We start from the raw sequence: 24,797 nt of genomic DNA, 5'->3' as shown, positions 1-24,797 counted from the left end.
ACACGCAGCACCACCCGCAGCTCCCGGAGGCCAGGCCGCCGGGAGCTGCGGCCCACACCGAGGCAGCGAAGGGGACACAGGCAATGACGGCCGAGCTGGTCCGGGGGCAGAACCATCCCCTGCCCCACACCCGACTCGAGATCCGGGTGTCGGCCGGCGAACCGGTCATCGCCGGTGCCACGCTCGGCGACGAGAACGGCACGGTGGCCGGCGCCGAGTGGGTCGCCCACCCCGGCTCGCCCGCCCTGCCGGGCCTGGAGGTGTCCAGGCAGGCGGCGGCCGACCACCGGCTCGCCGTGGACCTCGGCGCCCTCCCCGAGGCGTGCCACCGGGTCACCGTGCTGCTCGCGCTGCCCGCCGGCACCGGCGGCCCCGCCCGGTTCGGCGCCGTCGCCGCCCCCTTCGCCGCCGTCACCGCCCTCGACGGCACCGGGGTCGCCAGCTACACCATCACCGGGCTCGACACCGAGTCCGCCGTCGTCGCCCTGGAGCTGTACCGCCGCCAGGGCGCCTGGAAGATGCGCGCCGTCGGCCAGGGGTACGCGGGCGGGCTCACCGCCATGCTCGCCGACCAGGGCATCGACCGCGCGGCCGAACTGGCGGACACCATCCAGGAAGCGGTCAGGGCCGGGCTGACCCGGTCGGTCGCCGCGCCGCCGCCCCGCACCGCCGAGGGGGACCGCGCCAGGCGGGGCGCCTCCCTCACCGCGTCCGGCGGCCCCGCCCCCGCGGCCGACACCGCCCCGGCCGCCCCCGTCTCGACCGGCCCCATCAGCTACGCCCACCCGCGCCGCGACGCCACCGCCCCGCCGCCCCCGGGCGCCGCCACCGGCCGTCCCGGTGTGCCGCCGGCCCCGCCCGGGCAGCCCGCCGCGCCGGTCGCCGGCGACGCCACCGGATGGTCCATGGACGAGCGCCTGTACAACCAGGTCTGGGGCATGTTCGAGGACCTGGCCCGCACCACGGCCGCGTACCGCAGCGCCGTCGACTTCGCCGAGTCGCGCATGGACCAGGAGCTGGACCGTGTGCTCTCCGACCCGCGCAGCCGCATCGGCTCCGCCGGTGACGCCGCCCGCGAGGCGGCCCGCGCCAAGAGCGACGAGCTGACCGCCCGGGCCCGCGCGGCGCTCGACCGGGACCTCGCCCAGCTCACCGCCGAGGCCGAGGTCGTCGAGCCCGCGCTGCCGGTCGCGTACGCGAACTGGGACAACCCGGTCTGGCACGGTTACCGCGTCCCCGCCGAGGCGCCCATGGCCGTGCGCCTCGGCGACCTCCACCTCCCCGAGAGCCCCGATCTGCGCATCCCCATGCTGGTGCGGCTCCCGCTGGAGCGCGGGCTGTGGGTGGACAGCGGCCGCTCCGGCTCCGAGGCCGCCGTCCTGATGGACGACGCCGAGCTGCGCCGGCTGGCGGTGGACACGGCGGTCCTGCACGCGGCCCGGCTGCTCGCGGTCCATCCGCGGGGCGCGTACACCGTCCACGTCATCGACCCGGCGGGTTCCGCGGCCGGGTCGCTCGCCCCGCTGGCCGGCTCCGGTGTGCTGGCCGCACCGCCGGCGGTGGGCGCCGGGGGAGTGGCCTCGGTCCTCGGCCGGCTCACCCAGCGCGTCGAGCTGGTGCGGATGGCCGTCAGCGGTGGCGCGACCGACGCCCTCCCGCCCGACCTGGACACGGCCGACCAGCTCCTGATCGTCAACGACTTCCCGCACGGTTTCGACGACCGGGCCGTCACCCAGCTCCGCTACCTGGCGGACGAGGGGCCGGCGGTGGGCGTCCATCTGCTGCTGGTCGCCGACCGGGAGGACGCCCGTGCCTACGGGCCGGTGCTCGATCCGCTGTGGCGGTCGCTGCTGCGCCTGACTCCCGTCCCGGACGACCACCTCGCCGACCCATGGGTGGGTCACGCCTGGACGTACGAGCCGCCCCGGCTGCCGGCCGGCAGCGGCATCCTCCGTCAGGTCCTGAGCCAGGTGGCAGCGGGCGGCCCCCACTGACCCCCGTACCTCCCTGACCTGCGTGCTTGGAGTTCCTTTTACTTTTCCCTTTACCTTTCTTTGGTCTTTACGGTAACGTTCTTGGTGCGGAGGGGAGTACTCCCGTGCGCGGCGTGCCCGTCAATACGGACGGTCGGACATGAGACCGGTCCCGGGGCGCCGGCCCGTGGCGCGCATCGGCGGACGACGCCGGGCGCCCCGGGTGGAAGAGACCTCCGGCAGCGACGACGCTGATCAGTAGCCGTACGACGCCGGAGGCGCAGTGGACGTTTCGATGAGCCTGTGGGTGGCGACCATTCTTGGTCTGTCCGCCCTGATCGCGGTCGACTTCTTCATCGGGCGCAAGCCCCATGAGGTGTCGATCAAGGAAGCCGGTACCTGGACGGTCGTCTGGATCGTCCTTGCGGCACTGTTCGGTCTGGGACTGCTGTTCTTCGGCGAGAGCCAGGCCTCCGGCGAGTTCTTCGCCGGGTACATCACCGAGAAGTCGCTCAGCGTCGACAATCTCTTCGTCTTCGTCCTGATCATGGCGAAGTTCTCGGTCCCCACCCACCTCCAGCAGCGGGTGCTGCTGATCGGTGTGCTGGTGGCGCTCGTCCTGCGCGCGATCTTCATCGCGGCGGGCGCGGCGATCATCGCCAGCTTCTCGTGGGTCTTCTACATCTTCGGCGCCTTCCTGATCTACACCGCCTGGAAGCTCATCCAGGAGGCGCGCGCCGACGAGCCGGAGGAGGAGTTCGAGGAGAACCGCCTCCTGAAGTCGATCGAGAACCGCTTCGGTGTCGCCGACAAGTACCACGGCACCAAGCTCTTCATCCGCGTCAACGGCAAGCGTGTGCTGACCCCCCTGATGGTCGTCATGCTCGCCATCGGCACCACGGACGTCCTGTTCGCCCTGGACTCCATCCCGGCGATCTTCGGCCTGACGCAGGACCCGTACATCGTCTTCACCGCCAACGCCTTCGCCCTGATGGGTCTGCGGCAGCTCTACTTCCTCATCGGCGGCCTGCTGAAGAAGCTGGTCCACCTGAGCTACGGCCTGTCGGTGATCCTCGGCTTCATCGGTGTGAAGCTGGTGCTGCACGCCCTGCACGAGTCCGGGGTGCACGTGCCCGAGATCTCCATCCCCGTCTCGCTCGCGGTCATCTGCGGCGTCCTGGTCATCACCACGATCACCAGCCTGATCGCCTCCAAGAAGCAGGCGGAGCGCGAGGCCGCCGAGGCGGCCGCGAAGGACAGCGTGGAGGCCTGATCCCCGGCTCTCCGGACACGGACGAACGGCACCGGCCGGTACGGGCTCGCATTGCGGCCCGCACCGGCCGGTGCTTCTTTGGACGGTGAACGCCCCCACCCGCGAGGGGCCGCCCCGGCGTGGAGTAACCATGAGGTTCACGCAGATCATCGACTTCGAGACCGAGCACATCGACGAGCTCGAAGCCTTCCTGGAAGAGCGCAGGACGGCGCTGGCCGACAAGGATTACGGCCCGGTCGACCGCATCCTGCTGCGCGACCGCGACCGCCCCAACCGCTACCTGGCCATCGTGGGCTTCGCGTCCCACGAGGACGCCATGCGCAACAACGACGACCCCGAGACCCAGAAGATCGCCGAGAAGATGGCCACGCTGTGCCCCAAGCCCCCGGTCTTCACCAACTGCGACCTGCTCGAACAGGAGGAGCTGGGCAAGCGCGCCTGAACCTCAGGCGGCGGCCGACTCCATCACCGGTTCCACCGACGGCCCGGGCAGCGTCTCCGGCAGCAGGGCGAAGCAGCCGAGGCTGAGCAGCGAGATCCCGGTCAGATACGCCGCGACGCCCCAGGGCGGCCCCGGGCCCCCGGCCGCGGCGGTGGCCACGATCGGCGTCACCGCCCCGCCCAGCACCCCGGCCAGGTTGTAGCCGACCGCCGCCCCGGTGCAGCGCACCCTGGGTTCGTACAGCTCCGGCAGGTACGCGGCGACCACGGCGAACATGGTGATGAACGCCAGCAGCGCCCCCGTGAAGCCCAGGAACATCAGCAGCGGCCGCCCCGTGTGCAGCAGGCCCACCATCGGGAACATCCACAGCGCGGCGGCCGCGCAGCCGGTCAGGCACAGCGGCCGCCGCCCGTAACGGTCGCCCAGCATCGCGGCGAACGGCGTGACCGCCCCCTTGATCGCCACCGCCGCCATCACGCAGACGAGCATCACCGTGCGGCTCACGCCGAGCTGCTCGGTGCCGTACGCCAGCGCCCACGTGGACACCGCGTAGAAGATCGCGTACCCGACCGCCAGCGCCCCGGCCGTCAGCAGCACCAGCCGCCAGTGGCCGCGCGCCACCTCCACCAGGGGCGCGCTCGCCCGATTGCCGCTCTCGGCCAGCTCCCGGAACTGGGGCGTCTCCGCCAGCGACGTCCGCAGCAGGAGCCCGCCGGCCGCCAGCAGCCCCGCCGCCCAGAACGGCACCCGCCACCCCCACTCACGGAACTGGGCGTCGCTCAGCCCCGCCGACAGCGCCAGCATCACCCCGTTCGCCAGCAGGAAGCCCACCGACGGGCCGATCTGCGGGAAGCTCGCCCACAGCGCGCGCCGCCGCTCGGGCGCGTGCTCCGCCGTCAGCAGGACCGCCCCGCCCCACTCCCCGCCGAGCCCCAGTCCCTGGAGGAACCGCAGCACCAGCAGCAGCACCGGAGCGGCCACGCCGAGCGTCTCGTACGACGGCACGCAACCCACCGCGACGGTCGCCGCGCCGGTCAGCACCAGGGAGGCGAACATCACCGGCCGCCGCCCGTGCCGGTCACCGATGTGCCCGAAGAGGATCGAGCCGAGCGGACGCGACAGGAAGCCGATCGCGAACGTACCGAAAGCCGCCAGCGTGCCGGCGACCGGGGAGAACGTGGGGAAGAACAGCGGGCCCAGGACCAGGGCGGCCGCCGTCCCGTAGACGAAGAAGTCGTAGAACTCGATGGCCGTGCCGGCGAGCGAGGCGGCGGCGAGCCGCACCATGGACGGCGTACGCGGCGGCGTGCCCGCCGAGGTGTCCGCGCACGTGCCCGAAGGCGTGCCCGAGGAGGGGTCCGGAGAGGCGTCCGAGGGAGGGGCCGGCGGTGTACCTGCCGGTGTGCGTTCCGGCGTCGGCGGAGTATGACTCTGGCGCATGTCGCGCCAACTACCCACGGCGCCCCCGGGTTACGGGGGCGCGCGAGGGTCGTACGGGAGTGTCTACCAGCCGCGCTCGCGCCACTCCGGGAGCTTCGGGCGCTCCTCGCCCAGCGTGGTGTCCTTGCCGTGTCCCGGGTAGACCCAGGTCTCGTCCGGCAGCACGTCGAACAGCTTGGTCTCGACGTCGAGGATCAGGCTGGCGAAGGCGTCGGGGTCCTTCCGGGTGTTGCCGACGCCGCCGGGGAAGAGGCAGTCGCCGGTGAAGACGTGCGGGTGACCGTGCGGGTCGTCGTAGACGAGCACGATCGAGCCGGGGGTGTGCCCCACCATCCGGCGGGCGGTCATCTCCACGCGGCCGACCCTGATCGTGTCCCCGTCGTCGACGGCGACGTCCGTCGGGACGTCGATGCCCTCGGCGTCGTACCGCCCCGCGTACGTGCGCGCGCCGGTGGCCGCCACCACCTCGGACAGCGCGTCCCAGTGGTCGCGGTGGCGGTGGGTGGTGACGACGGACGAGATGCCGTCGTCACCGATCAGCCGGAGCAGTGTCGCGGGCTCGCTCGCCGCGTCGATCAGGAGCTGCTCGCCGGTGGCCCGGCAGCGCAGCAGATACGCGTTGTTGTCCATCGGCCCGACCGCGACCTTGGAGATCATCAGGTCCGTCAGCTCGTGCACATCGGCGGGCCCGCCCACCTTCACCGCTCCGCTGTACGTCATGATTCCAGCCTATAGCGGGGGCAGTGCGGGAAGGGCGCCGCCGGTGACCTCCAGGGCGGCGCCGTCTCGGCGGCCCGCGAGCCAGCCGAGCAGGTCCGCCGCCGGGCCGGACACGGTCACGCCGGCGCCCGCGTCGCCGCCCGTGCGCCACTCCTGGCCGGCCGCCAGCAGTCGGGTCGGGGGCACGGTGGGGTGGCCGGTGAAGCGGTCCGCCAGGAACGCGATCTCGCGCCCCGTGAACTCCGCCGGCAGGTCCTCCAGCTCGTAGCCGATGCCCAGGTCCACGTGGTGCAGCTCCACCTCGACGAGGCGGCGGAAGGGCACCCGCAGGGCCTGGTCGGTCACCCCGTTGCGCAGCTCCACCGTGCGCCCCCAGTCGGCCGGCACCTCGCCCTGGGCCCGGAAGCGGGCGGCGCTCTCGCGTACGTCGTCGAGCTGGACCGCCAGCGGGCGGGGGGCGTCGCGCTCGATGTCGGCGTCGCGCGCCTCGGCGCTGACGTACATCGGGCGGCCCTGGAGAACATTTACGAGGGCGTCGGCGTTACGTGAGAGGTGGGCCAGCACATGGCCCCGCGTCCAGCCGGGGAGCCGGGAGGGCGCGGCGACGGCGGCGTCGTCGAGCTTGGCGGCCGCGGTGAGCAGCCGGTCGGTCGCCTCACGTACAGAGGCCAGGTCATGCACATGGTCGATCATGCTGCTGACCCTAGCGCCGCCACACGATCGGGTGAAGGTGGCGGAGCGCGGACGGAAATCGAATGCGCGTGCTATACGCTCGGTGGAGGCATCCTTGAAAGTCAGGCATCCATCCATTTGGCGGCCCCCCGTAGGCTTGAACAGTCTGGGACGGGGGCTGTGCCCCCGCTTCTCTCAAGAAAGGTGCGGACCGGCGTGGCCGACCGTCTCATCGTCCGTGGCGCGCGCGAGCACAATCTGAAGAACGTCTCGCTCGACCTCCCGCGCGACTCCCTCATCGTCTTCACCGGGCTCTCGGGGTCGGGCAAGTCCTCCCTCGCGTTCGACACGATCTTCGCCGAGGGGCAGCGCCGGTACGTCGAGTCGCTCTCCTCCTACGCCCGGCAGTTCCTCGGCCAGATGGACAAGCCGGACGTCGACTTCATCGAGGGCCTCTCCCCGGCCGTCTCGATCGACCAGAAGTCGACCTCGCGCAACCCGCGCTCCACGGTCGGCACGATCACCGAGGTCTACGACTACCTCCGGCTGCTCTTCGCGCGCATCGGCAAGCCGCACTGCCCCGAGTGCCGCCGGCCCATCTCGCGCCAGTCGCCGCAGGCCATCGTCGACAAGGTGCTGGAGCTGCCCGAGGGCAGCCGCTTCCAGGTCCTGTCGCCGCTGGTGCGCGAGCGCAAGGGCGAGTTCGTCGACCTCTTCGCCGACCTCCAGACCAAGGGCTACAGCCGGGCCCGGGTGGACGGCAGGACCATCCAGCTCGCCGAGCCGCCCACGCTGAAGAAGCAGGAGAAGCACACCATCGAGGTGGTCGTCGACCGCCTCACGGTCAAGGACAGCGCCAAGCGGCGGCTGACCGACTCCGTGGAGACCGCGCTGGGCCTGTCCGGCGGCATGGTCGTGCTCGACTTCGTCGACCTCCCCGAGGACGACCCCGAGCGCGAGCGGATGTACTCGGAGCACCTGTACTGCCCGTACGACGACCTGTCCTTCGAAGAGCTGGAGCCCCGCTCCTTCTCCTTCAACTCGCCCTTCGGCGCCTGCCCCGAGTGCACCGGCATCGGTACCCGCATGGAGGTCGACCCGGAGCTGGTGGTCCCCGACGAGGAGCGCTCCCTCGACGAGGGCGCCATTCACCCCTGGTCGCACGGCCACACCAAGGAGTACTTCGGGCGCCTGATCGGCGGCCTCTCCCAGGCCCTCGGCTTCCGTACCGACATCCCGTGGGCCGGGCTGCCCGCCCGTGCCAGGAAGGCGCTGCTGTACGGACACAAGACCCAGGTCGAGGTCCGTTACCGCAACCGCTACGGCCGGGAGCGGGCGTACACCACGCCCGCCTTCGAAGGCGCCGTCTCCTTCGTCAAGCGGCGGCACAGCGAGGCCGAGAGCGACTCCAGCAGGGAGCGCTTCGAGGGCTACATGCGCGAGGTGCCCTGCCCCACCTGTGAGGGCACGCGGCTCAAGCCGATCGTCCTCGCGGTCACGGTCATGGAGAAGTCCATCGCGGAGGTCTCCGCGATGTCCATCAGCGAGTGCGCCGACTTCCTCGGCGAGCTGAAGCTGAACGCCCGCGACAAGAAGATCGCCGAGCGGGTGCTCAAGGAGGTCAACGAGCGGCTGCGCTTCCTGGTCGACGTGGGCCTGGACTACCTCTCGCTCAACCGCGCGGCCGGCACGCTGTCCGGCGGCGAGGCCCAGCGCATCCGGCTCGCCACCCAGATCGGCTCCGGCCTGGTGGGCGTGCTCTACGTGCTGGACGAGCCGTCCATCGGCCTGCACCAGCGCGACAACCACCGGCTGATCGAGACCCTGGTGCGCCTGCGCGACATGGGCAACACGCTCATCGTCGTCGAGCACGACGAGGACACCATCAAGGTGGCCGACTGGGTCGTCGACATCGGCCCCGGCGCGGGCGAGCACGGCGGCAAGGTCGTGCACTCCGGCCCGTTGAAGCAGCTCCTGGCCAACAAGGACTCCATGACCGGCCAGTACCTGGCCGGGAAGCGGTCCATCCCGTTGCCGGACGTCCGCCGTCCGGTGGACCCGGCCCGGCGGCTGACCGTCCACGGCGCCCGTGAGAACAACCTGCGGGACATCGACGTCTCCTTCCCGCTCGGCGTGCTGACGGCGGTCACCGGTGTGTCCGGTTCCGGCAAGTCGACGCTGGTCAACGACATCCTGTACACGCACCTGGCGCGCGAGCTCAACGGCGCCAAGTCCGTTCCCGGGCGCCACACGCGCGTGGACGGCGACGACCTGGTCGACAAGGTCGTCCATGTCGACCAGTCGCCGATCGGCCGGACGCCCCGGTCCAACCCGGCGACGTACACCGGTGTCTTCGACCACGTCCGCAAGCTGTTCGCCGAGACGATGGAGGCGAAGGTCCGGGGCTACCTGCCGGGCCGGTTCTCCTTCAACGTCAAGGGCGGCCGCTGCGAGAACTGCGCCGGTGACGGCACCATCAAGATCGAGATGAACTTCCTGCCGGACGTGTACGTCCCGTGCGAGGTCTGCCACGGTGCGCGGTACAACCGGGAGACCCTGGACGTCCACTACAAGGGCAAGTCCATCGCCGAGGTGCTGGACATGCCGATCGAGGAGGCCCTGGAGTTCTTCGAGGCCGTCCCGACGATCGCCCGCCACCTGCGCACCCTCACCGAGGTCGGCCTCGGGTACGTCCGGCTCGGCCAGCCCGCGCCGACGCTCTCCGGCGGCGAGGCGCAGCGCGTGAAGCTCGCGTCCGAGCTCCAGAAGCGGTCGACGGGCCGCACGGTGTACGTCCTGGACGAGCCGACCACCGGTCTGCACTTCGAGGACATCTCCAAGCTGATCACCGTGCTGTCCAACCTGGTCGACAAGGGCAACTCGGTGATCGTCATCGAGCACAACCTGGACGTCATCAAGACCGCCGACTGGGTCGTCGACATGGGTCCCGAGGGCGGCAGCGGCGGTGGCCTGGTCGTCGCCGAGGGCACGCCCGAGCAGGTCGCGAGCGTCCCCGCCAGCCACACCGGCAAGTTCCTCCGGGACATCCTGGGCGCGGACCGCATCAGCGACGCGGCCGCGACGGTACCGGCCGCCCGGAAGCGGACGGCCGCCAGGAAGACGGTCTCGGCGGCGGACGGCGTGGCCCGCTCGACAGCCACGGCGAAGACGACCAAGCCGAAGAAGCGCACGGCACGGTCCGCCACGTCCTGACCGCCCATCCCCGGCCCGGGCCACCCGGGCCGGGGCCGGGGCGGTCGCCCCGCGTCTGGGCGGGTGAGGGCGGGAGGACCGCCGTCAGAGTTCGGTCGCGTACGGAGGCTCCGCGCCCGGGCGGGAGCAGGTGATCGCCGCCGCCCGGGCGGCGAAGGACAGCAGGTCCGCCCAGGCCGGGGCGTCCAGCGAGGTCAGGGACCGGGCCACCAGCCCGTGCAGCAGCGCGGCGTTCACCGTGTCGCCCGCGCCGATGGTGTCGGCGACGGCCACCGGCACGGCGGGCACCGAGACGGTGAAGCCTCCCGTGTACACCGTCAGCCCCTCGCCGCCCCGGGTCAGCACCACCGCCGTCGGCCCCTTCGCCAGCCACTCCTCCGGCGAACCGCCCAGCCACCGGGCGTCCTCCTCGGACAGCTTCAACAGGGACACGTACGGCAGCAGGCCCAGGAACCGCGCCCGGTGGGCGTCCGCGTCCGGGATCAGCCCCGGCCGGACGTTCGGGTCCAGCAGCGTGAGCACCCCGCGCCCCGCTTCCCGCCGCAGCAGCGCCTCGTACGCGGAGGCGCCCGGTTCCAGGACCAGCGAGCACGTCCCGAAGGCGATGGCCCGTACCGCTTCCGGCAGCCGCTCGGGAAGCTCGAAGAGCCGGTCGGCGGTGCCCTCCGCGTAGAAGGAGTACCGGGCGGAACCGTCCGCCCCCACCGTGGCCACCGCCAGCGTCGTCGGCTCGGGACCGCGCTGGACCAGTCCGGTCGCGACGTCCGCCGCGCGCAGGCCCTCCAGCAGCGCCTCCCCGAAGGCGTCCGTGGAGACCCTCGAGCAGAAGGCGGCCTCGGCGCCCAGCCGGCCGAGCGCCACCGCCGTGTTGTACGGCCCGCCGCCCCGGCGCGGCACCAGGGCGGACAGCGGCCCGGCCCCGTCACGGGCGTCCGTCCGGGGCACGAGGTCGATCAGGGACTCTCCGGCGGCGACGATCACAAGCCCGAACGTAACCCATGGCCCACGCCCACGACAGCCCCCGCACCCGGCCGAAGGGCCGCCGATCTACCCCGGTATCGTCGGTTCCGTCACCGATACCTCCCAGCCCACCGTGGAGCCCCCATGCCCGGCCAGCCGACCGCCCGCCGTACCGTGCTGAAAGGCGCCGCCCTCGCCGGTGCCGCCGGGCTCGGCGCGGCCGCCTGCTCCACCGAGTCGAAGCTGGGGCACGCCAAGAACCCCACCCCGACCGCGCCCGTGGACCTGGGCGCGGCGGACGCGGTGCCGGTCGGCGGCGCCAAGCTCTACCGCGAGCAGCGCCTGGTGGTGAGCTGCCCGGCGAAGGGCCAGTACAAGGCGTTCAGCGCCCAGTGCACCCACGCGGGCTGCGTCTTCGACAAGGTCGAGGGCATCGAGGGCAACTGCCCCTGCCACGGCAGCCGGTTCGACGTCACCACCGGCCAGGCGCTCAAGGGACCGGCCACCGCCGCGCTGCCCGAGGTCCCGGTCAAGGTCACCGACGGCAAGCTCGTCGCCGGCCCCGACGCGTAACCGCGCCGGGCGGCGTCACGCCCAGTCCCAGTCGATCCCCAGGATGCCGGGCCGCACGCCCTGCTCCACGAAGTGGACCGTACGGTGCCGCCCGCTCAGCGTCAGGTCGCCGCGAGCACCGCGCGGCGCGCCCGCCGACGTCTGGGCGAAGCGCCGGCACCGTACCGGCAGGGCGTCCTCGTGGAACCGCACCTGAAGGACGTACTGCCCGCCCGCGAAGCTGAAGCCGCGCACGTACTCGCCGCTCACCCCGCCGGTGCCGTCCTCGAAGCCGTACCCGAAGAAGTACGTCTCGCCCGCCCGCAGCCGCGCGTCGAACAGCAGCTCCGCGACCACCACCCCGGTCTCCCCGTGCCGCCGCACCCGGCCCGTGCGGCAGTTCTCGCCCGCCCGCACCGCCACCCGCTCCGGGTCGCAGCCGGGGTCCCCGTGGTGGATGGCGAGGTAGCGGTCGACGCCGTCCCGGTGGGCCCGCACGACCTGCTGGGAGTCCCGCCCGGCCAGCTCCCGCCCCGCGCCTATCCGCACCCGCTCCTGGTGTCCGACCGTGTGCAGCCCGCCGTCCGCCGGCGCCTCCAGCTCCGCGATCAGTTGCTCCACCGCGCCGGAGGCCTCCACCAGTGACCGGTACGAACGCCCCGCCGGCCTGGTCGCCGTCCCCTCCGGCGCAGGGTCGCCGAGCAGCCGGATGAGGGACTCGCCGGGCAACTGGAGCAGCTCCTCCAGGGCCCGTACCGCCTTCAGCGACTCCGGCCGCTGGGGGCGGCGGGCGCCCTGCTGCCAGTAGCACAGGCTGGTCACCCCGACCTTGATGCCGCGGTGCGCGAGATGGTGCTGGACCCGCTGGAGCGGCAGCCCGCGCACCGCCAGCGCCGCGCGCAGCGCCAGGTGGAAGGGGCCGGTGTGCAGGATCTGCGCCAGGTCGGTCTCGGTGTGTGCCATGGGAGTCCTCGGTGAACGTTCACGACGGGGCGGTGCGACTCCGGGCCGGTGGTGACGGGCGGGCTGGTGGGGGCGGGGATCCGTTCACTCGTCAACCAGTGGCGTTCACAGCGCGGTGTCACCCCGCATTGAAGCGTGTTGACCTGCCCCCGACAACGATCGATGCTCCCAGCAGCGTCCGGACGCGATCCTCCCTCCCCACATCCCCAGCCGGAGGAACGCGATGCGCGATCCGCACAACCCCCCTGGAAAGGCACGGAAGTTCGTCCTCGCGGTGCTCCTCGCCGCCACCACCGTCCTCTCCCTCCCGGTGACCGTGACCGCCGCCACCGCCGAGGGGAACCCCGGGACGGCACTCGCCGCCAAGCGCCTGAACATCACCATGCAGGCGCAGGCCAGGACCAACTGGTGCTGGGCCGCCGGCGGCAACACCATCGCCGCCTGGTTCGGCCGCTCGTACACGCAGAACCAGTTCTGCAACGCCGCCTTCAACCGGCAGCAGGGCACCGACTGCCCCAACTGGCAGGCGACCCTCGGCAACGTGCAGAACGGGCTGCGCTGGGCCGGCGTGACCCCCGGCTCGTACGTCGACGGCTGGCTGCGCTACGCGACGGTGCAGAGCGAGATCAACGCCAACCGTCCCGTCGAGACCCGCATCCAGTGGTCGAGCGGCGGCGGCCACATGCACGTGCTGTACGGCTACGACGACGCCAACGGCTGGGTGTACTGGGGCGACCCGTGGCCCTCCAGCGACCGCTACAACTGGGCGTCGCACGCCTGGTACGTCGACAACGGCTCCTTCTCCTGGACCCACTCGCTCCACCGGATCGGGGCGTGAGACCGATGACCCCACGTCCGCTGCTCGCGGCCACCGCCCTCGCCCCCGCGCTCCTCCTCCTCGCCGCCCCCGCCGCCACGGCCGCCGACACCCCCGGCGCGGCGGTCACCGCCCCGGCGACGCTCGACACCCTGTCCCGGTTCTTCGCCCGTGACGGTGCCGTCGCGCCGGCCGGCGCACGGCCCCGCGTGGAGGGCTCCACCGTCCCCGTACGCGTCCTCGCGCCCGACTTCGTGGCGGGCAGGGCGGGCGCGCCGGTGGCGCGGGTCGCCTTCCACGCGGCGGAGGCGGTCGCCCCGGACGGGCGGAAGGCGTCCGTGTGGACCGTCCGCCGCGGCACCGGGGGCTGGCAGGTGGTGAACATCGCCACCGGCGACGACGAGATGCGGTACGCCCGTGAGGGCGCCCGCAGGCTCCCCGGCGGGACGGTCTTCCGGGAGCCCCAGATCGACGCCTGGTACGTCCACGGGGGAGGCCGGGTGCTGCCGCTGGACGAGGACGCGGTACGCGCGGTCGGCGCGCGGGGCACCACGCTCGCCGCCTACCGGGCCCGGGTCTCGGCGGCGTACGGGGACAAGCTCCCCGGCTCCGCGTACGCCCGCAGGGGCGCCGCTGGCGGCTACGCGGAACCCGCCGCCCCCGCCGCCCCCACCGCCCCCGCCGCCCCAGCGGCCCCGGACGCCGACGGCGCCCGTCCCGCGGCCGGCACCCCGGCCGCCGCCCCCGGCGGGGCCGCCGGTGACGGTGCCGGCGCCCCGCCGGGGCCCGCGGTGGCCGCCGCACTCGCCGCCCTGGCGCTCGCGGTCGCCGCGGGCGCCCGGACACTGCGGCGCCGCCGTCGCGCCTGACCCCCGCCCCGCCGGGCACGGCCCTCCGGGCCCCCGCCCCACCCCCGGCCCCCGGCCGGGGCCGGGCACGGCGGTCACCGTGGAGCGCCTCCGTCCCCACCGGGGGCGCTCCACGGACACCCGTGGTGTCAGTGGACGCCAGTAGGGTGTGAGGCATGGCAGACCCCTCCAGCTACCGCCCCAAGCCGGGACAGATCCCCGACTCGCCGGGGGTCTACAAATTCCGTGACGAGCACCGCCGGGTGATCTACGTCGGGAAGGCGAAGTCCCTGCGCCAGCGGCTCGCCAACTACTTCCAGGACCTGGCGGGCCTGCACCCGCGTACGCGCACGATGGTCACCACGGCCGCCTCCGTCGAGTGGACCGTGGTCTCCACCGAGGTCGAGGCGCTCCAGCTCGAGTACTCGTGGATCAAGGAGTTCGACCCGCGGTTCAACGTCAAGTACCGCGACGACAAGAGCTATCCGTACCTGGCCGTCACCCTCAACGAGGAGTTCCCGCGCGTGCAGGTCATGCGCGGCCAGAAGAGGAAGGGCGTGCGGTACTTCGGCCCGTACAGCCACGCGTGGGCCATCCGCGACACGGTCGACCTGCTGCTGCGCGTCTTCCCCGTGCGCACGTGCTCGGCCGGGGTGTTCAAGAACGCCGAGCGCACCGGCCGCCCCTGCCTGCTCGGGTACATCGGCAAGTGCGCGGCACCCTGTGTGGGCCGGGTCGGGCCGGAGGAACACCGGGAGCTGGCCGAGGAGTTCTGCGACTTCATGGCCGGCCGCACCGGCACGTACATCCGCCGCCTGGAGAAGGACATGATGCTGGCGGCCGAGGACATGGAGTACGAGAAGGCCGCCCGGCTCCGTGACGACATAGGGGCCCTGAAGCGGGCCATGGAGAAGAGCGCCGTCGTCCTCGCCGACGCCACCGACGCCGACCTGATCGCCGTCGCCGAGGACGAGCTCGAGGCGGCCGTGCAGATCTTCCACGTCCGCGGCGGCCGGGTGCGCGGCCAGCGCGGCTGGGTCACCGACAAGGTCGAGGCCGTCGACACGGCGGGCCTGGTCGAGCACGCGCTCCAGCAGCTCTACGGCGAGGAGAGCGGCGACGCCGTCCCCAAGGAGGTCCTCGTCCCGGCCCTCCCCGAGGACCTGGACGCCGTCACGCAGTGGCTCGGCGGACGCCGCGGTTCCCAGGTGTCCCTGCGCATCCCGCAGCGCGGCGACAAGAAGGCGCTGATGGAGACCGTCGGCCGCAACGCCCAGCAGGCCCTCGTCCTGCACAAGACCAAGCGCGCCAGCGACCTGACCACCCGCTCGCGCGCGCTGGAGGAGATCGCCGAGGCCCTGGACCTCCCGGCGGCGCCGCTGCGCATCGAGTGCTTCGACATCTCCCACCTCCAGGGCGAGGACGTGGTGGCGTCCATGGTCGTCTTCGAGGACGGCCTGCCCCGCAAGAGCGAGTACCGCCGCTTCCAGATCAAGAGCTTCGCGGGCCAGGACGACGTCCGCTCCATGCACGAGGTGATCGGCCGCCGCTTCCGGCGCTACCTCGCGGAGAAGGAGAAGACGGGGGAGTGGGCCGTGGAGGAGGCCGACGGCGAGGTGCCCGCGGGGTCGCCGGAGGACGACGGGCGGCCGAAGAAGTTCGCCTATCCGCCGCAGCTCGTCGTGGTCGACGGCGGGCAGCCGCAGGTCGCGGCCGCCCGGCGGGCGCTCGACGAGCTGGGCATCGACGACATCGCCGTGTGCGGCCTCGCCAAGCGCCTGGAGGAGGTCTGGCTGCCCGGCGACGACGACCCCGTCGTCCTGCCCCGCTCCAGCGAGGGGCTGTACCTCCTCCAGCGGGTCCGTGACACGGCGCACGACTTCGCCATCCGCTACCAGCGCACCAAGCGCCACAAGCGGATACGGGTCAGTCCGCTGGACGCGGTCCCTGGCCTCGGCGACGCCCGCAAGCAGGCCCTGATCAAGCATTTCGGCTCGTTGAAGCGGCTGAGGCAGGCGACAATCGAGCAGATCTGCGAGGTGCCGGGGTTCGGCCGGAAGACCGCCGAAGCCGTGGCCGTGGCCCTCGCCCAGGCGGCCCCGGCCGCCCCCGCCGTGAACACGGCGACAGGAGAGATCATGGAAGACGACGACGGGGGAAACGGAAATGTCTGAGCACCACCCGACGGCGGAACCAGAGCCGACAGCGCGAGAAGACGGAGCAGCACACGTGAGTACGGGCACGACGATCGAGGCCGGAGAGGCCGCCGAGGCGGCCATCCCCGAGCTGGTGATCATCTCCGGCATGTCCGGCGCCGGGCGCAGCACCGCCGCCAAGTGCCTCGAGGACCTCGGCTGGTTCGTCGTCGACAACCTGCCGCCCGCGCTGATCCCCACCATGGTGGAGCTCGGCGCCCGTTCCCAGGGCAATGTGGCGCGCATCGCCGTCGTCGTCGACGTGCGGGGCCGCCAGTTCTTCGAGAGCCTGCGCGAGTCGCTCGCGGTCCTCGACGCCAAGCAGGTCACCCGCCGGATCGTCTTCCTGGAGTCGTCCGACGAGGCCCTGGTCCGCCGCTTCGAGTCGGTGCGCCGCCCGCACCCCCTCCAGGGCGACGGCCGGATCGTCGACGGCATCGCCGCCGAGCGCGACCTGCTGCGCGAGCTGCGCGGCGACGCCGACCTGGTGATCGACACCTCCAGCCTCAACGTCCACGAGCTGCGCGCCAAGATGGACGCCCAGTTCGCCGGCGACGAGGAGCCGGAGCTGCGGGCCACCGTCATGTCCTTCGGCTACAAGTACGGCCTGCCCGTCGACGCCGACCTGGTCGTGGACTGCCGCTTCCTGCCCAACCCGCACTGGGTGCCGGAGCTGCGTCCGTTCACCGGCCTCAACGAGGAGGTGTCGGGCTACGTCTTCAACCAGCCCGGCGCCAAGGAGTTCCTCGACCGCTACACCGAGCTGCTCCAGCTCGTCTCCGCCGGCTACCGCCGCGAGGGCAAGCGGTACGTGACGATCGCCGTCGGCTGCACGGGCGGCAAGCACCGCTCCGTCGCCATGTCCGAGAAGCTCGCCGCCCGGCTCGCCTCGGAAGGGGTCGAGACCGTCGTCGTCCACCGGGACATGGGGCGCGAGTGAAGCAGTACCGTCGGCGTACGCGGTCCCTGTCGCCGCGTACGCTCCGCAGACGCGGCGCCCAGCCCAAGGTCGTCGCCCTCGGCGGCGGCATGGGCCTGTCCGCTTCCCTCGCCGCGCTGCGCCGCATCACCGGCGACCTGACCGCCGTGGTCACGGTCGCCGACGACGGCGGGTCCAGCGGCCGCCTCCGCGAGGAGCTCGGCGTGCTGCCGCCCGGGGACCTGCGCAAGGCCCTGGCGGCGCTGTGCGGGGACGACGACTGGGGCCAGACCTGGGCCCGCGTCATCCAGCACCGGTTCCAGTCCCGGGGCGACCTGCACGAGCACGCCGTCGGCAACCTGCTGATCGTCGCCCTGTGGGAGCAGCTCGGCGACCACGTCCAGGCCCTGGACCTGGTCGGCAAGCTGCTCGGCGCGCACGGCCGGGTGCTGCCCATGTCGGCCGTGCCGCTGGAGCTCCAGGCGCTGGTCAAGGGCCATGATCCCGAGCGCCCGGAGGACGTGGACACCGTCCGCGGCCAGGCGACCGTGGCGCTCACGCCGGGCGAGGTCCAGTCGGTGCACCTGGTGCCGAACGACCCGCCGGCCGTGCCCGAGGCGGTCGCGGCCGTGCTGGACGCCGACTGGGTGGTGCTCGGTCCCGGCTCGTGGTTCTCCTCGGTCATCCCGCACCTGCTGGTGCCCGAGCTGCTGGAAGCCCTCGTCGAGACCAAGGCGCGCCGGGTGCTGTCGCTGAACCTCGCGCCGCAGCCGGGAGAAACCGAGGGCTTCTCCCCGCAGCGTCATTTGGAGGTTTTGGGGCGACACGCCCCTAAACTCGCCCTGGACGTGGTGCTGGCCGACGAGGCCGCCGTACCCGACCGCGAGTCCCTCGCAGATGCCGCCAAGCGGCTCGGTGCCGCGGTCGAGCTGGCCCCGGTGGCCAGGAAGGACGGCTCGCCGAAGCACGACCCGGAGCTGCTGGCCGCCGCGTACGACCGTATTTTTCGGATGCATGGAAGGATCGGCCCATGGCGATGACGGCAGCGGTGAAGGACGAGATCTCCCGGCTCCCCGTCACCCGGACCTGCTGCAGAAAGGCGGAGGTCTCGTCGATCCTGCGGTTCGCCGGCGGGCTGCACCTGGTCAGCGGGCGGATCGTGATCGAGGCGGAGCTGGACACCGCGATGGCGGCGCGCCGCCTGAAGCGGGACATCGCGGAGATCTTCGGGCACGGCTCCGAGCTGATCGTGATGGCGCCGGGCGGGCTGCGCCGCGGCTCGCGCTTCGTGGTGCGGGTGGTGGCGGGCGGTGACCAGCTCGCCCGTCAGACCGGACTGGTGGACGGGCGGGGGCGTCCCATCCGGGGCCTTCCGCCGCAGGTCGTCTCCGGTGCCACCTGTGACGCCGAGGCCGCCTGGCGCGGTGCGTTCCTGGCGCACGGCTCGCTGACCGAGCCGGGGCGCTCCTCCTCGCTGGAGGTGACCTGCCCGGGGCCCGAGGCCGCGCTGGCCCTGGTCGGCGCCGCCCGGCGGCTGTCCATCGCCGCCAAGGCCCGCGAGGTGCGCGGCGTGGACCGGGTGGTCGTACGGGACGGTGACGCGATCGGGGCGCTGCTGACCCGGCTCGGGGCACACGAGTCGGTGCTGGCCTGGGAGGAGCGGCGGATGCGCCGCGAGGTGCGCGCCACCGCCAACCGGCTGGCCAACTTCGACGACGCCAACCTGCGCCGCTCGGCGCGTGCCGCGGTCGCGGCCGGCGCCCGGGTGCAGCGCGCCCTGGAGATCCTCGGCGAGGAGGTCCCCGAGCACCTGGCGGCGGCCGGGCGGCTGCGCATGGAGCACAAGCAGGCCTCCCTGGAGGAGCTCGGCGCCCTCGCCGACCCGCCGCTGACCAAGGACGCGGTCGCCGGCCGCATCCGCCGCCTGCTGGCCATGGCCGACAAGCGGGCCCAGGACCTGGGCATCCCCGGCACGGAGTCCAACCTCACGGAGGAGATGGCCGACGGCCTCGTCGGCTGACCCCCTCGTACGGGCCGCCGCCCCCGGGCGGCGGCCGTGCCCAGGCCGGCCCCCGGCGCCCGCCGCCCCCGGCGCCCGCCGCCCCCCGCGCCGACCGGCACCCGCGCCCACCGGCACCCCGCCTCACGTCCCCGCACCACCCCGCCCCCACAGCACACCGGCCATGGCCGCCGAGGCGGTATTGACATGATCATGAGGTGTCACAAGCCTGGCGCCTGTCCACTTCCGTGGCAGACAACAGCAAGGGGGGCACATGAGACGCAGGGCGAGATCGATCCTCGCAGCGGCTTCACTGCTGATGGCCGGACTGGCGGCGGCACCCGTCGCCGGGGCGGAGCAGAAGGACGGGCGGGACAACGGGGGCGGCGACAGCCTCTCCGTGTGGCACGCGAAGGTCGGCAAGGAGCAGGTCCCGCTCCTCCTCGAAGCCGGTGCCGACGGCCATGAGCTGAGCGAACGCGTTCCCGAGAAGGGCACCGCCACCGTCGAGCTGTACCTCACCGACCGGCAGGCACGGGCGCTGCGGGACAAGGGCGTCGGCGTCACCGAGCACGAGCTGACCGCCACCGCCGAGAAGCGCGTCGCGGCCGCCGGCGACGGCGTGTTCCGCCCGTACGGCGGCAAGGGCGGGCTCAAGGAGGAGATCCTGGCGGCCGCCCGGGCCCACCCGGCCCTCACCAAGGTCGTCAGCATCGGCAAGACGGTCAGGGGCCAGGACATCCTCGCCCTCAAGGTCTCCAAGGGCGCCAAAAGGTTCAAGGACGGCTCCAGGCCCGCCACCCTGTACCTCTCCAACCAGCACGCCCGCGAGTGGATCACGCCCGAGATGAACCGGCGGCTGCTCCACCACTACCTGGCCGGATACGGCAAGGACCCGCGCATCACGAAGATCGTCGACACCACCGAGCTGTGGTTCGTGCTCTCCGCCAACCCCGACGGCTACGACCACACCCACGCCGACCCCGCCCACCGCCAGTGGCGCAAGAACCTCCGCGACAACAACGGCGACGGCAGGATCGCCCCCGGCGACGGCGTCGACCTCAACCGCAACTTCTCCTACAAGTGGGGCTACGACGACGAGGGCTCGTCGCCCGACCCCGCCGACGAGACCTACCGCGGCACCGGCCCGATGTCCGAACCCGAGACGAAGGCCCTGGACGCGTTCCAGAAGCGGATCGGTTTCCAGTACGGCATCAACTACCACTCCGCCGCCCAGCTCATCCTCTACGGCGTCGGCTGGCAGGTCGCCACCGACACCCCCGACGACGTCCCGCTCAAGGCGCTGGCCGGCACGCCCGCCAAGCCCGCGATCCCCGGCTACCGCCCGCAGGTCTCCTCCGAGCTCTACACCACCAACGGGGAGGCCGACGGCCACGCGGCCAACGTCAACGGGATGCAGATGTTCACCCCGGAGATGTCGACCTGTGCCACCGCTTCCCGCGTCGACCCGAACGACGCCTGGGAGCCGTCCGACTGTGCCTCCGTCTTCACCTTCCCCGACGACGAGAAGCTGATCCAGCAGGAGTTCGCCAAGAACGTCCCGTTCGCCCTCGCCGTCGCCGAGTCCTCCGCCCGCCCCGACGACCCCGTCTCCCCGGTCGGCGCCGACGCCCCCGCCTTCGTACCGGACGCGTTCACCACGTCGTACGCGTACGACGGCGACGACCAGGAAGTCGCCGTCACCGCCCGCAAGTCGCTGCGCGACAAGGAGCTCAAGTACCGGGTCAACGGCGGCCGCACCCACGACCAGCGCCTCGAGGCGTGGGAGGGCGGCGAGACCTACGGCGGCGAGGACAACCTCTACTACGACGAGTACCGCGCCGAGGTCCAGGACGGCGAGCCCGGCGACACCGTGGAGGTCTGGTTCACCGGCCGGACCCGCGACGGCAGGGCCGTGTCCTCCACACCGTTCACCTACACCATCGCCGAGCGGCCGCGCGGTGACGTCCTGGTGCTCTCCGAGGAGGGCGGCACCGCTCCGGCCCGGCACACCGCCGCGTACACCAAGGCGCTGAAGGACACCGGCCGCGGGGCCGCCGTCTGGGACGTCGCCACCCAGGGCGCGCCGCACCCGCTGGGGGTGCTCGGCCACTTCGGCGCGGTCGTGTGGCACACGGGTGCCGAGCGCCCCTCCGGGCCCACCACGCTCGCCGTGCGCGAGTACCTCAACGAGGGCGGCAAGCTGATCAACGCCGGTGAGCACTCCGGCGGGCTCGTCGACATCGGCCGCGCCGACTCCGACGACTTCGCCCAGTACTACCTCGGCGCCCACCGCCGCACCGGCATGGCGGCCCCCGGCACGTTCGAGGGGACGGGCCGCCTCGCCGGTACGGGCACCTCCCTCACCGACGCGCCCGGCAACCCGCTCGACAGCGCCGGCGCCTACACCGTCACCTCCGACACCCTCGACCCGCGGCGGTTCCCGCAGTTCCGCAGCGCGGCCGCGGGCGACTACCCGGACGTGCGCACGCCCTTCGAGCCGTACGAGGGCGAGACCTTCGCCGCGGCCCGGCACGCCGACAACGCCTGGATGCGGCTCACCCGGACCGTCGACCTGACCGGCACGGCCGCCTCGGCGAAGCCCACCCTCCAGTTCCGGCTCAGCCACGACGTCGAGCCCGGCTACGACAACGTGGTGGTCGAGGCGCACACGGTGGGCCAGGACGACTGGACGACCCTGCCCGACGCCCACGGCCGCTCCTCCAGCGAGGTCCCGGCCGACTGCGCCGAGGGCTTCCACCTCGGTGCGCACCCCTTCCTGGCGCACTACCTCACCGACGGCGGGGACACCTGCACGCCGACCGGCACCACCGGCGCCTGGCACGCCTTCACCGGCACCTCGGGCGGCTGGCAGTTGGTCGCCGTCGACCTGAGCGCCTACGCGGGCAAGCGGGTGGAGCTGTCCGTCTCCTACATCTCCGACTCCGGGGTCGGGGAGACGGGCGTCTTCGTCGACGACACCCGGCTCGTCACCGGCGGCGCGACCCGGGACAGCGAGGGGTTCGAGACCTCGTTCGGCGCCTGGACCGTCCCCGGCCCGCCGGCCGGCAGCCGGGCCAACGCCACCGACTGGACCCGGGCGCCCGCGCTCTACCACTCCCGGGCCGCCGTCACCACCCGTGACACCGTGCTCCTCGGCTTCGGTCTGGAGCACGTACCCGACACCGCGCAGCGCAAGCGGCTGCTCGGCACGGCGCTCGCGGCACTACGGCGCTGACGAGCGCGCCCGTGCACCGAAGAGCGCTCCGGGCTGACGCTCGGTAGCCGGACGAACGCCCCGGTGAACCGTACTGTCCAGTAGGACAGGGGTTGCGGTTCACCGGGCTCGTCCGGGTGCGCTAGATGTCACTCCGCCGCCGGGAGGGAGGTAGGGTCGTAAGCGGTCGGGGACATCCCAATACATCTCGCCGGCGTCGAAACCCGGCGTACCTAACGAGGAGATCGGTTCGTGACGATCCGCGTAGGCATCAACGGCTTTGGCCGCATCGGTCGTAACTACTTCCGCGCGCTGCTGGAGCAGGGTGCAGACATCGAGATCGTGGCTGTCAACGACCTGGGTGACACCGCGACCACGGCGCACCTCCTGAAGTACGACACGATCCTGGGCCGTCTCAAGGCCGAGGTCAGCCACACCGCCGACACCATCACGGTCGACGGCCACACCATCAAGGTGCTCTCCGAGCGCAACCCGGCCGACATCCCGTGGGGCGAGCTGGGCGTCGACATCGTCATCGAGTCGACCGGCATCTTCACCAAGAAGGCCGACGCCGAGAAGCACATCGCCGGTGGCGCGAAGAAGGTCCTCATCTCGGCTCCGGCCACCGACGAGGACATCACCATCGTCATGGGCGTCAACCAGGACAAGTACGACGCGGCCAACCACCACGTCATCTCCAACGCCTCCTGCACCACCAACTGCGTGGCGCCGATGGCCAAGGTCCTCGACGAGAACTTCGGCATCGTCAAGGGCATGATGACCACCGTCCACGCGTACACCAACGACCAGCGCATCCTGGACTTCCCGCACAAGGACCTCCGCCGCGCCCGCGCCGCCGCGGAGAACATCATTCCGACGTCCACGGGCGCCGCCAAGGCCACCGCGCTGGTCCTCCCGCAGCTCAAGGGCAAGCTGGACGGCATCGCCATGCGCGTCCCGGTCCCGACCGGCTCGGTCACCGACCTCGTCCTGGAGCTGGACCGCGAGGTCACCAAGGACGAGATCAACACCGCGTTCCAGAAGGCCGCCGAGGGGCAGCTCAAGGGCGTCCTGGAGTACACCGAGGACCCGATCGTCTCCTCGGACATCGTCAACTGGCCGGCCTCGTGCACCTTCGACTCGAAGCTCACCATGGTCCAGGGCAAGCAGGTCAAGGTCGTCGGCTGGTACGACAATGAGTGGGGCTACTCCAACCGCCTCGTGGACCTCACCGTGTACGTCGGCGGCCAGCTCTAGGAAACTGGTCGGCGAGGGCACAAGGGCAGGCACCTCGATGTGAGCAGCAGGGCTCGGGCAGCGCAACGCCGCGCTGTACGAGCCCTGTCGCTTGCGTCGGTTCTTCCAAGGAGCAACAGGGACAGATGAAGACGATCGACGAACTCCTCCGTCAAGGGGTCGAAGGCAAGCGCGTATTCGTCCGCGCCGACCTCAACGTGCCGCAGGACGGCACCACCATCACCGACGACGGCCGCATCCGCGCCGTGCTGCCGACCGTCAAGGCGCTGACCGAGGCCGGCGCCAAGGTGGTCGTGGCCTCGCACCTCGGCCGCCCCAAGGGCGAGCCGGACCCCGCGTTCACGCTGCGGTTCGCCGCGTCCCGGCTCGGCGAGCTGCTCGGCCGGCCCGTCGCCTTCGCCGGCGACACCATCGGCTCCGAGGCCCACGCGGCCGTCGCGGCCCTGGGCAACGGCGAAGTCGCCGTCCTGGAGAACCTCCGCTTCCACCCCGGCGAGACCTCCAAGGACCCCGCCGAGCGCGCGGAACTGGCCGCCCGCCTCGCCGCCTTCGCGGACGTGTACGTCGGCGACGGCTTCGGCGCCGTGCACCGCCAGCACGCCTCGGTGTTCGAGCTGCCGCGCCTGATGCCCCAGTACGCCGGCTACCTGATCGTCACCGAGGTCGGCGTCCTGAAGAAGCTCACCGACGACGTCAAGCGCCCCTACGTGGTCGTGCTCGGCGGCGCCAAGGTCTCCGACAAGCTGGGCGTCATCGACCACCTGCTGGAGAAGGCCGACCGCATCCTCATCGGCGGCGGCATGGCGTACACCTTCCTCAAGGCCAAGGGCCACGAGGTCGGCATCTCGCTGCTCCAGGAGGACCAGGTCCCGGCCTGCCTGGAGTACCTGGCCCGGGCCGAGAAGAAGGGCGTGGAGTTCGTCCTCCCCGTCGACGTCCTGGTCTCGGCCGAATTCCCGGACCTGAAGACCAAGGCTCCGGCCCACCCGACGCTGGTCGCCTCGAGTGCCATCCCGGCCGACCAGGAGGGTCTGGACATCGGTCCCGAGACCCGCAAGCTGTACGCATCGAAGCTCGCCGACGCGGCCACCGTCTTCTGGAACGGCCCCATGGGCGTCTTCGAGCACCCCGACTACGCCGAGGGCACCAAGGCCGTCGCCCAGGCGCTCGTCGACTCCCCGGCCTTCACGGTCGTCGGCGGTGGCGACTCCGCCGCCGCCGTCCGGACCCTGGGATTCGACGAGAACGCATTCGGCCACATCTCGACCGGCGGCGGCGCGAGCCTCGAGTACCTCGAAGGCAAGACGCTTCCCGGCCTCGCCGCACTGGAGGACTGA

Annotated in this window: 19 protein-coding genes; 14 read left to right on the top strand and 5 right to left on the bottom strand. The window is 72.3% G+C overall.

Features of this window, described 5'->3' with window-relative positions:
• Positions 1–83: 83 nt before the first annotated feature.
• The 3 genes from E2B92_RS05745 (at position 84) to E2B92_RS05735 (ending at position 3,688) form a co-directional block, all read left to right on the top strand.
• Positions 84–1,994 carry a TerD family protein gene (locus tag E2B92_RS05745; RefSeq protein WP_133087407.1) on the top strand — a complete coding sequence of 637 codons (1,911 nt, stop codon included), beginning with the start codon at positions 84–86 and terminating at the stop codon, positions 1,992–1,994.
• Between the two features lie 262 nt (positions 1,995–2,256).
• Positions 2,257–3,246, top strand: a complete 990-nt coding sequence (locus tag E2B92_RS05740; RefSeq protein ID WP_126887058.1) for a TerC/Alx family metal homeostasis membrane protein — start codon at positions 2,257–2,259, stop codon at positions 3,244–3,246.
• 130 nt (positions 3,247–3,376) lie between these two features.
• A complete protein-coding gene (locus E2B92_RS05735) occupies positions 3,377–3,688 on the top strand; it encodes an RNA-binding protein (protein ID WP_126887059.1) in 312 nt (103 codons plus the stop codon).
• 3 nt (positions 3,689–3,691) lie between these two features.
• Here the strand turns inward: E2B92_RS05735 and E2B92_RS05730 are convergent, their stop codons facing one another.
• From E2B92_RS05730 to E2B92_RS05720, 3 genes are all read right to left on the bottom strand, one after another.
• Positions 3,692–4,975: an MFS transporter gene (locus tag E2B92_RS05730; protein WP_126887060.1), complete on the bottom strand. Its 1,284-nt coding sequence runs from the start codon at positions 4,973–4,975 to the stop codon at positions 3,692–3,694.
• A 216-nt stretch (positions 4,976–5,191) separates the two neighbouring features.
• A complete protein-coding gene (locus tag E2B92_RS05725) occupies positions 5,192–5,848 on the bottom strand; it encodes an MBL fold metallo-hydrolase (protein WP_126887061.1) in 657 nt (218 codons plus the stop codon).
• A 9-nt stretch (positions 5,849–5,857) separates the two neighbouring features.
• Positions 5,858–6,541, bottom strand: coding sequence for a maleylpyruvate isomerase family mycothiol-dependent enzyme (locus E2B92_RS05720; RefSeq protein ID WP_126887062.1), 684 nt, complete (start codon positions 6,539–6,541; stop codon positions 5,858–5,860).
• A 195-nt stretch (positions 6,542–6,736) separates the two neighbouring features.
• Between E2B92_RS05720 and uvrA the strand changes: the two genes are divergently transcribed.
• A complete protein-coding gene (gene uvrA, locus E2B92_RS05715; protein ID WP_126887063.1) occupies positions 6,737–9,733 on the top strand; it encodes an excinuclease ABC subunit UvrA in 2,997 nt (998 codons plus the stop codon).
• Positions 9,734–9,817: 84 nt separating this feature from the next.
• On the opposite strand, the gene E2B92_RS05710 is transcribed toward uvrA, so the two are convergent.
• A complete protein-coding gene (locus E2B92_RS05710; protein ID WP_126887064.1) occupies positions 9,818–10,714 on the bottom strand; it encodes a carbohydrate kinase family protein in 897 nt (298 codons plus the stop codon).
• Between the two features lie 123 nt (positions 10,715–10,837).
• Here E2B92_RS05710 and E2B92_RS05705 point away from each other — a divergent pair, with 123 nt between their 5' ends.
• Positions 10,838–11,266: a Rieske (2Fe-2S) protein gene (locus E2B92_RS05705; protein WP_126887065.1), complete on the top strand. Its 429-nt coding sequence runs from the start codon at positions 10,838–10,840 to the stop codon at positions 11,264–11,266.
• Positions 11,267–11,281: 15 nt separating this feature from the next.
• On the opposite strand, the gene E2B92_RS05700 is transcribed toward E2B92_RS05705, so the two are convergent.
• Positions 11,282–12,208: a hypothetical protein gene (locus E2B92_RS05700; protein WP_126887066.1), complete on the bottom strand. Its 927-nt coding sequence runs from the start codon at positions 12,206–12,208 to the stop codon at positions 11,282–11,284.
• 223 nt (positions 12,209–12,431) lie between these two features.
• Between E2B92_RS05700 and E2B92_RS05695 the strand changes: the two genes are divergently transcribed.
• From E2B92_RS05695 to E2B92_RS05650, 9 genes are all read left to right on the top strand, one after another.
• Entirely contained in the window at positions 12,432–13,046 is a 615-nt protein-coding gene (locus E2B92_RS05695) for a papain-like cysteine protease family protein (protein WP_126887067.1), read from the top strand.
• A gap of 5 nt (positions 13,047–13,051) precedes the next feature.
• Positions 13,052–13,894, top strand: a complete 843-nt coding sequence (locus E2B92_RS05690) for a hypothetical protein (protein ID WP_235023704.1) — start codon at positions 13,052–13,054, stop codon at positions 13,892–13,894.
• A gap of 155 nt (positions 13,895–14,049) precedes the next feature.
• The gene (gene uvrC / locus E2B92_RS05680) at positions 14,050–16,047 is read left to right on the top strand and encodes an excinuclease ABC subunit UvrC (protein WP_126883569.1); all 1,998 of its coding nucleotides are present in this window, start codon (positions 14,050–14,052) and stop codon (positions 16,045–16,047) included.
• A complete protein-coding gene (rapZ, locus tag E2B92_RS05675; protein WP_185923503.1) occupies positions 16,040–17,008 on the top strand; it encodes an RNase adapter RapZ in 969 nt (322 codons plus the stop codon). The genes uvrC and rapZ overlap by 8 nt, the downstream gene beginning before the upstream one ends.
• Complete coding sequence (locus tag E2B92_RS05670; protein WP_126883571.1) at positions 17,005–18,027, top strand: gluconeogenesis factor YvcK family protein; 1,023 nt, start codon at positions 17,005–17,007, stop codon at positions 18,025–18,027. Before rapZ ends, E2B92_RS05670 begins: the two co-directional genes overlap by 4 nt.
• On the top strand, positions 18,018–19,007 hold the full coding sequence (whiA, locus tag E2B92_RS05665) for a DNA-binding protein WhiA (protein WP_064073084.1): 990 nt from the start codon (positions 18,018–18,020) through the stop codon (positions 19,005–19,007). The genes E2B92_RS05670 and whiA overlap by 10 nt, the downstream gene beginning before the upstream one ends.
• A gap of 253 nt (positions 19,008–19,260) precedes the next feature.
• Positions 19,261–22,224 carry a M14 family metallopeptidase gene (locus tag E2B92_RS05660; RefSeq protein WP_126883572.1) on the top strand — a complete coding sequence of 988 codons (2,964 nt, stop codon included), beginning with the start codon at positions 19,261–19,263 and terminating at the stop codon, positions 22,222–22,224.
• A gap of 231 nt (positions 22,225–22,455) precedes the next feature.
• On the top strand, positions 22,456–23,460 hold the full coding sequence (gene gap / locus E2B92_RS05655; RefSeq protein WP_126883573.1) for a type I glyceraldehyde-3-phosphate dehydrogenase: 1,005 nt from the start codon (positions 22,456–22,458) through the stop codon (positions 23,458–23,460).
• Positions 23,461–23,585: 125 nt separating this feature from the next.
• Positions 23,586–24,797 carry a phosphoglycerate kinase gene (locus tag E2B92_RS05650; RefSeq protein WP_126883574.1) on the top strand — a complete coding sequence of 404 codons (1,212 nt, stop codon included), beginning with the start codon at positions 23,586–23,588 and terminating at the stop codon, positions 24,795–24,797.

The organism is Streptomyces sp. WAC05374 (assembly GCF_004353505.1).
Classification (GTDB): Bacteria; Actinomycetota; Actinomycetes; order Streptomycetales; family Streptomycetaceae; genus Streptomyces.
Note: the sequence above shows the minus strand (reverse complement) of the source record. Positions and strands in the feature narration are given on the sequence as shown.

Coding starts and splice junctions, on each gene's coding strand:
- E2B92_RS05735 (WP_126887059.1), top strand. CDS start 3,377: ATGAGGTTCACGCAGATCATCGACTTCGAGACCGAGCACATCGACGAG.
- E2B92_RS05725 (WP_126887061.1), bottom strand. CDS start 5,848: ATGACGTACAGCGGAGCGGTGAAGGTGGGCGGGCCCGCCGATGTGCAC.
- E2B92_RS05730 (WP_126887060.1), bottom strand. CDS start 4,975: ATGGTGCGGCTCGCCGCCGCCTCGCTCGCCGGCACGGCCATCGAGTTC.
- E2B92_RS05700 (WP_126887066.1), bottom strand. CDS start 12,208: ATGGCACACACCGAGACCGACCTGGCGCAGATCCTGCACACCGGCCCC.
- E2B92_RS05705 (WP_126887065.1), top strand. CDS start 10,838: ATGCCCGGCCAGCCGACCGCCCGCCGTACCGTGCTGAAAGGCGCCGCC.
- E2B92_RS05695 (WP_126887067.1), top strand. CDS start 12,432: ATGCGCGATCCGCACAACCCCCCTGGAAAGGCACGGAAGTTCGTCCTC.
- whiA (WP_064073084.1), top strand. CDS start 18,018: ATGGCGATGACGGCAGCGGTGAAGGACGAGATCTCCCGGCTCCCCGTC.
- E2B92_RS05690 (WP_235023704.1), top strand. CDS start 13,052: ATGACCCCACGTCCGCTGCTCGCGGCCACCGCCCTCGCCCCCGCGCTC.
- E2B92_RS05660 (WP_126883572.1), top strand. CDS start 19,261: ATGAGACGCAGGGCGAGATCGATCCTCGCAGCGGCTTCACTGCTGATG.
- uvrC (WP_126883569.1), top strand. CDS start 14,050: ATGGCAGACCCCTCCAGCTACCGCCCCAAGCCGGGACAGATCCCCGAC.
- E2B92_RS05745 (WP_133087407.1), top strand. CDS start 84: ATGACGGCCGAGCTGGTCCGGGGGCAGAACCATCCCCTGCCCCACACC.
- E2B92_RS05650 (WP_126883574.1), top strand. CDS start 23,586: ATGAAGACGATCGACGAACTCCTCCGTCAAGGGGTCGAAGGCAAGCGC.
- E2B92_RS05720 (WP_126887062.1), bottom strand. CDS start 6,541: ATGATCGACCATGTGCATGACCTGGCCTCTGTACGTGAGGCGACCGAC.
- rapZ (WP_185923503.1), top strand. CDS start 16,040: ATGTCTGAGCACCACCCGACGGCGGAACCAGAGCCGACAGCGCGAGAA.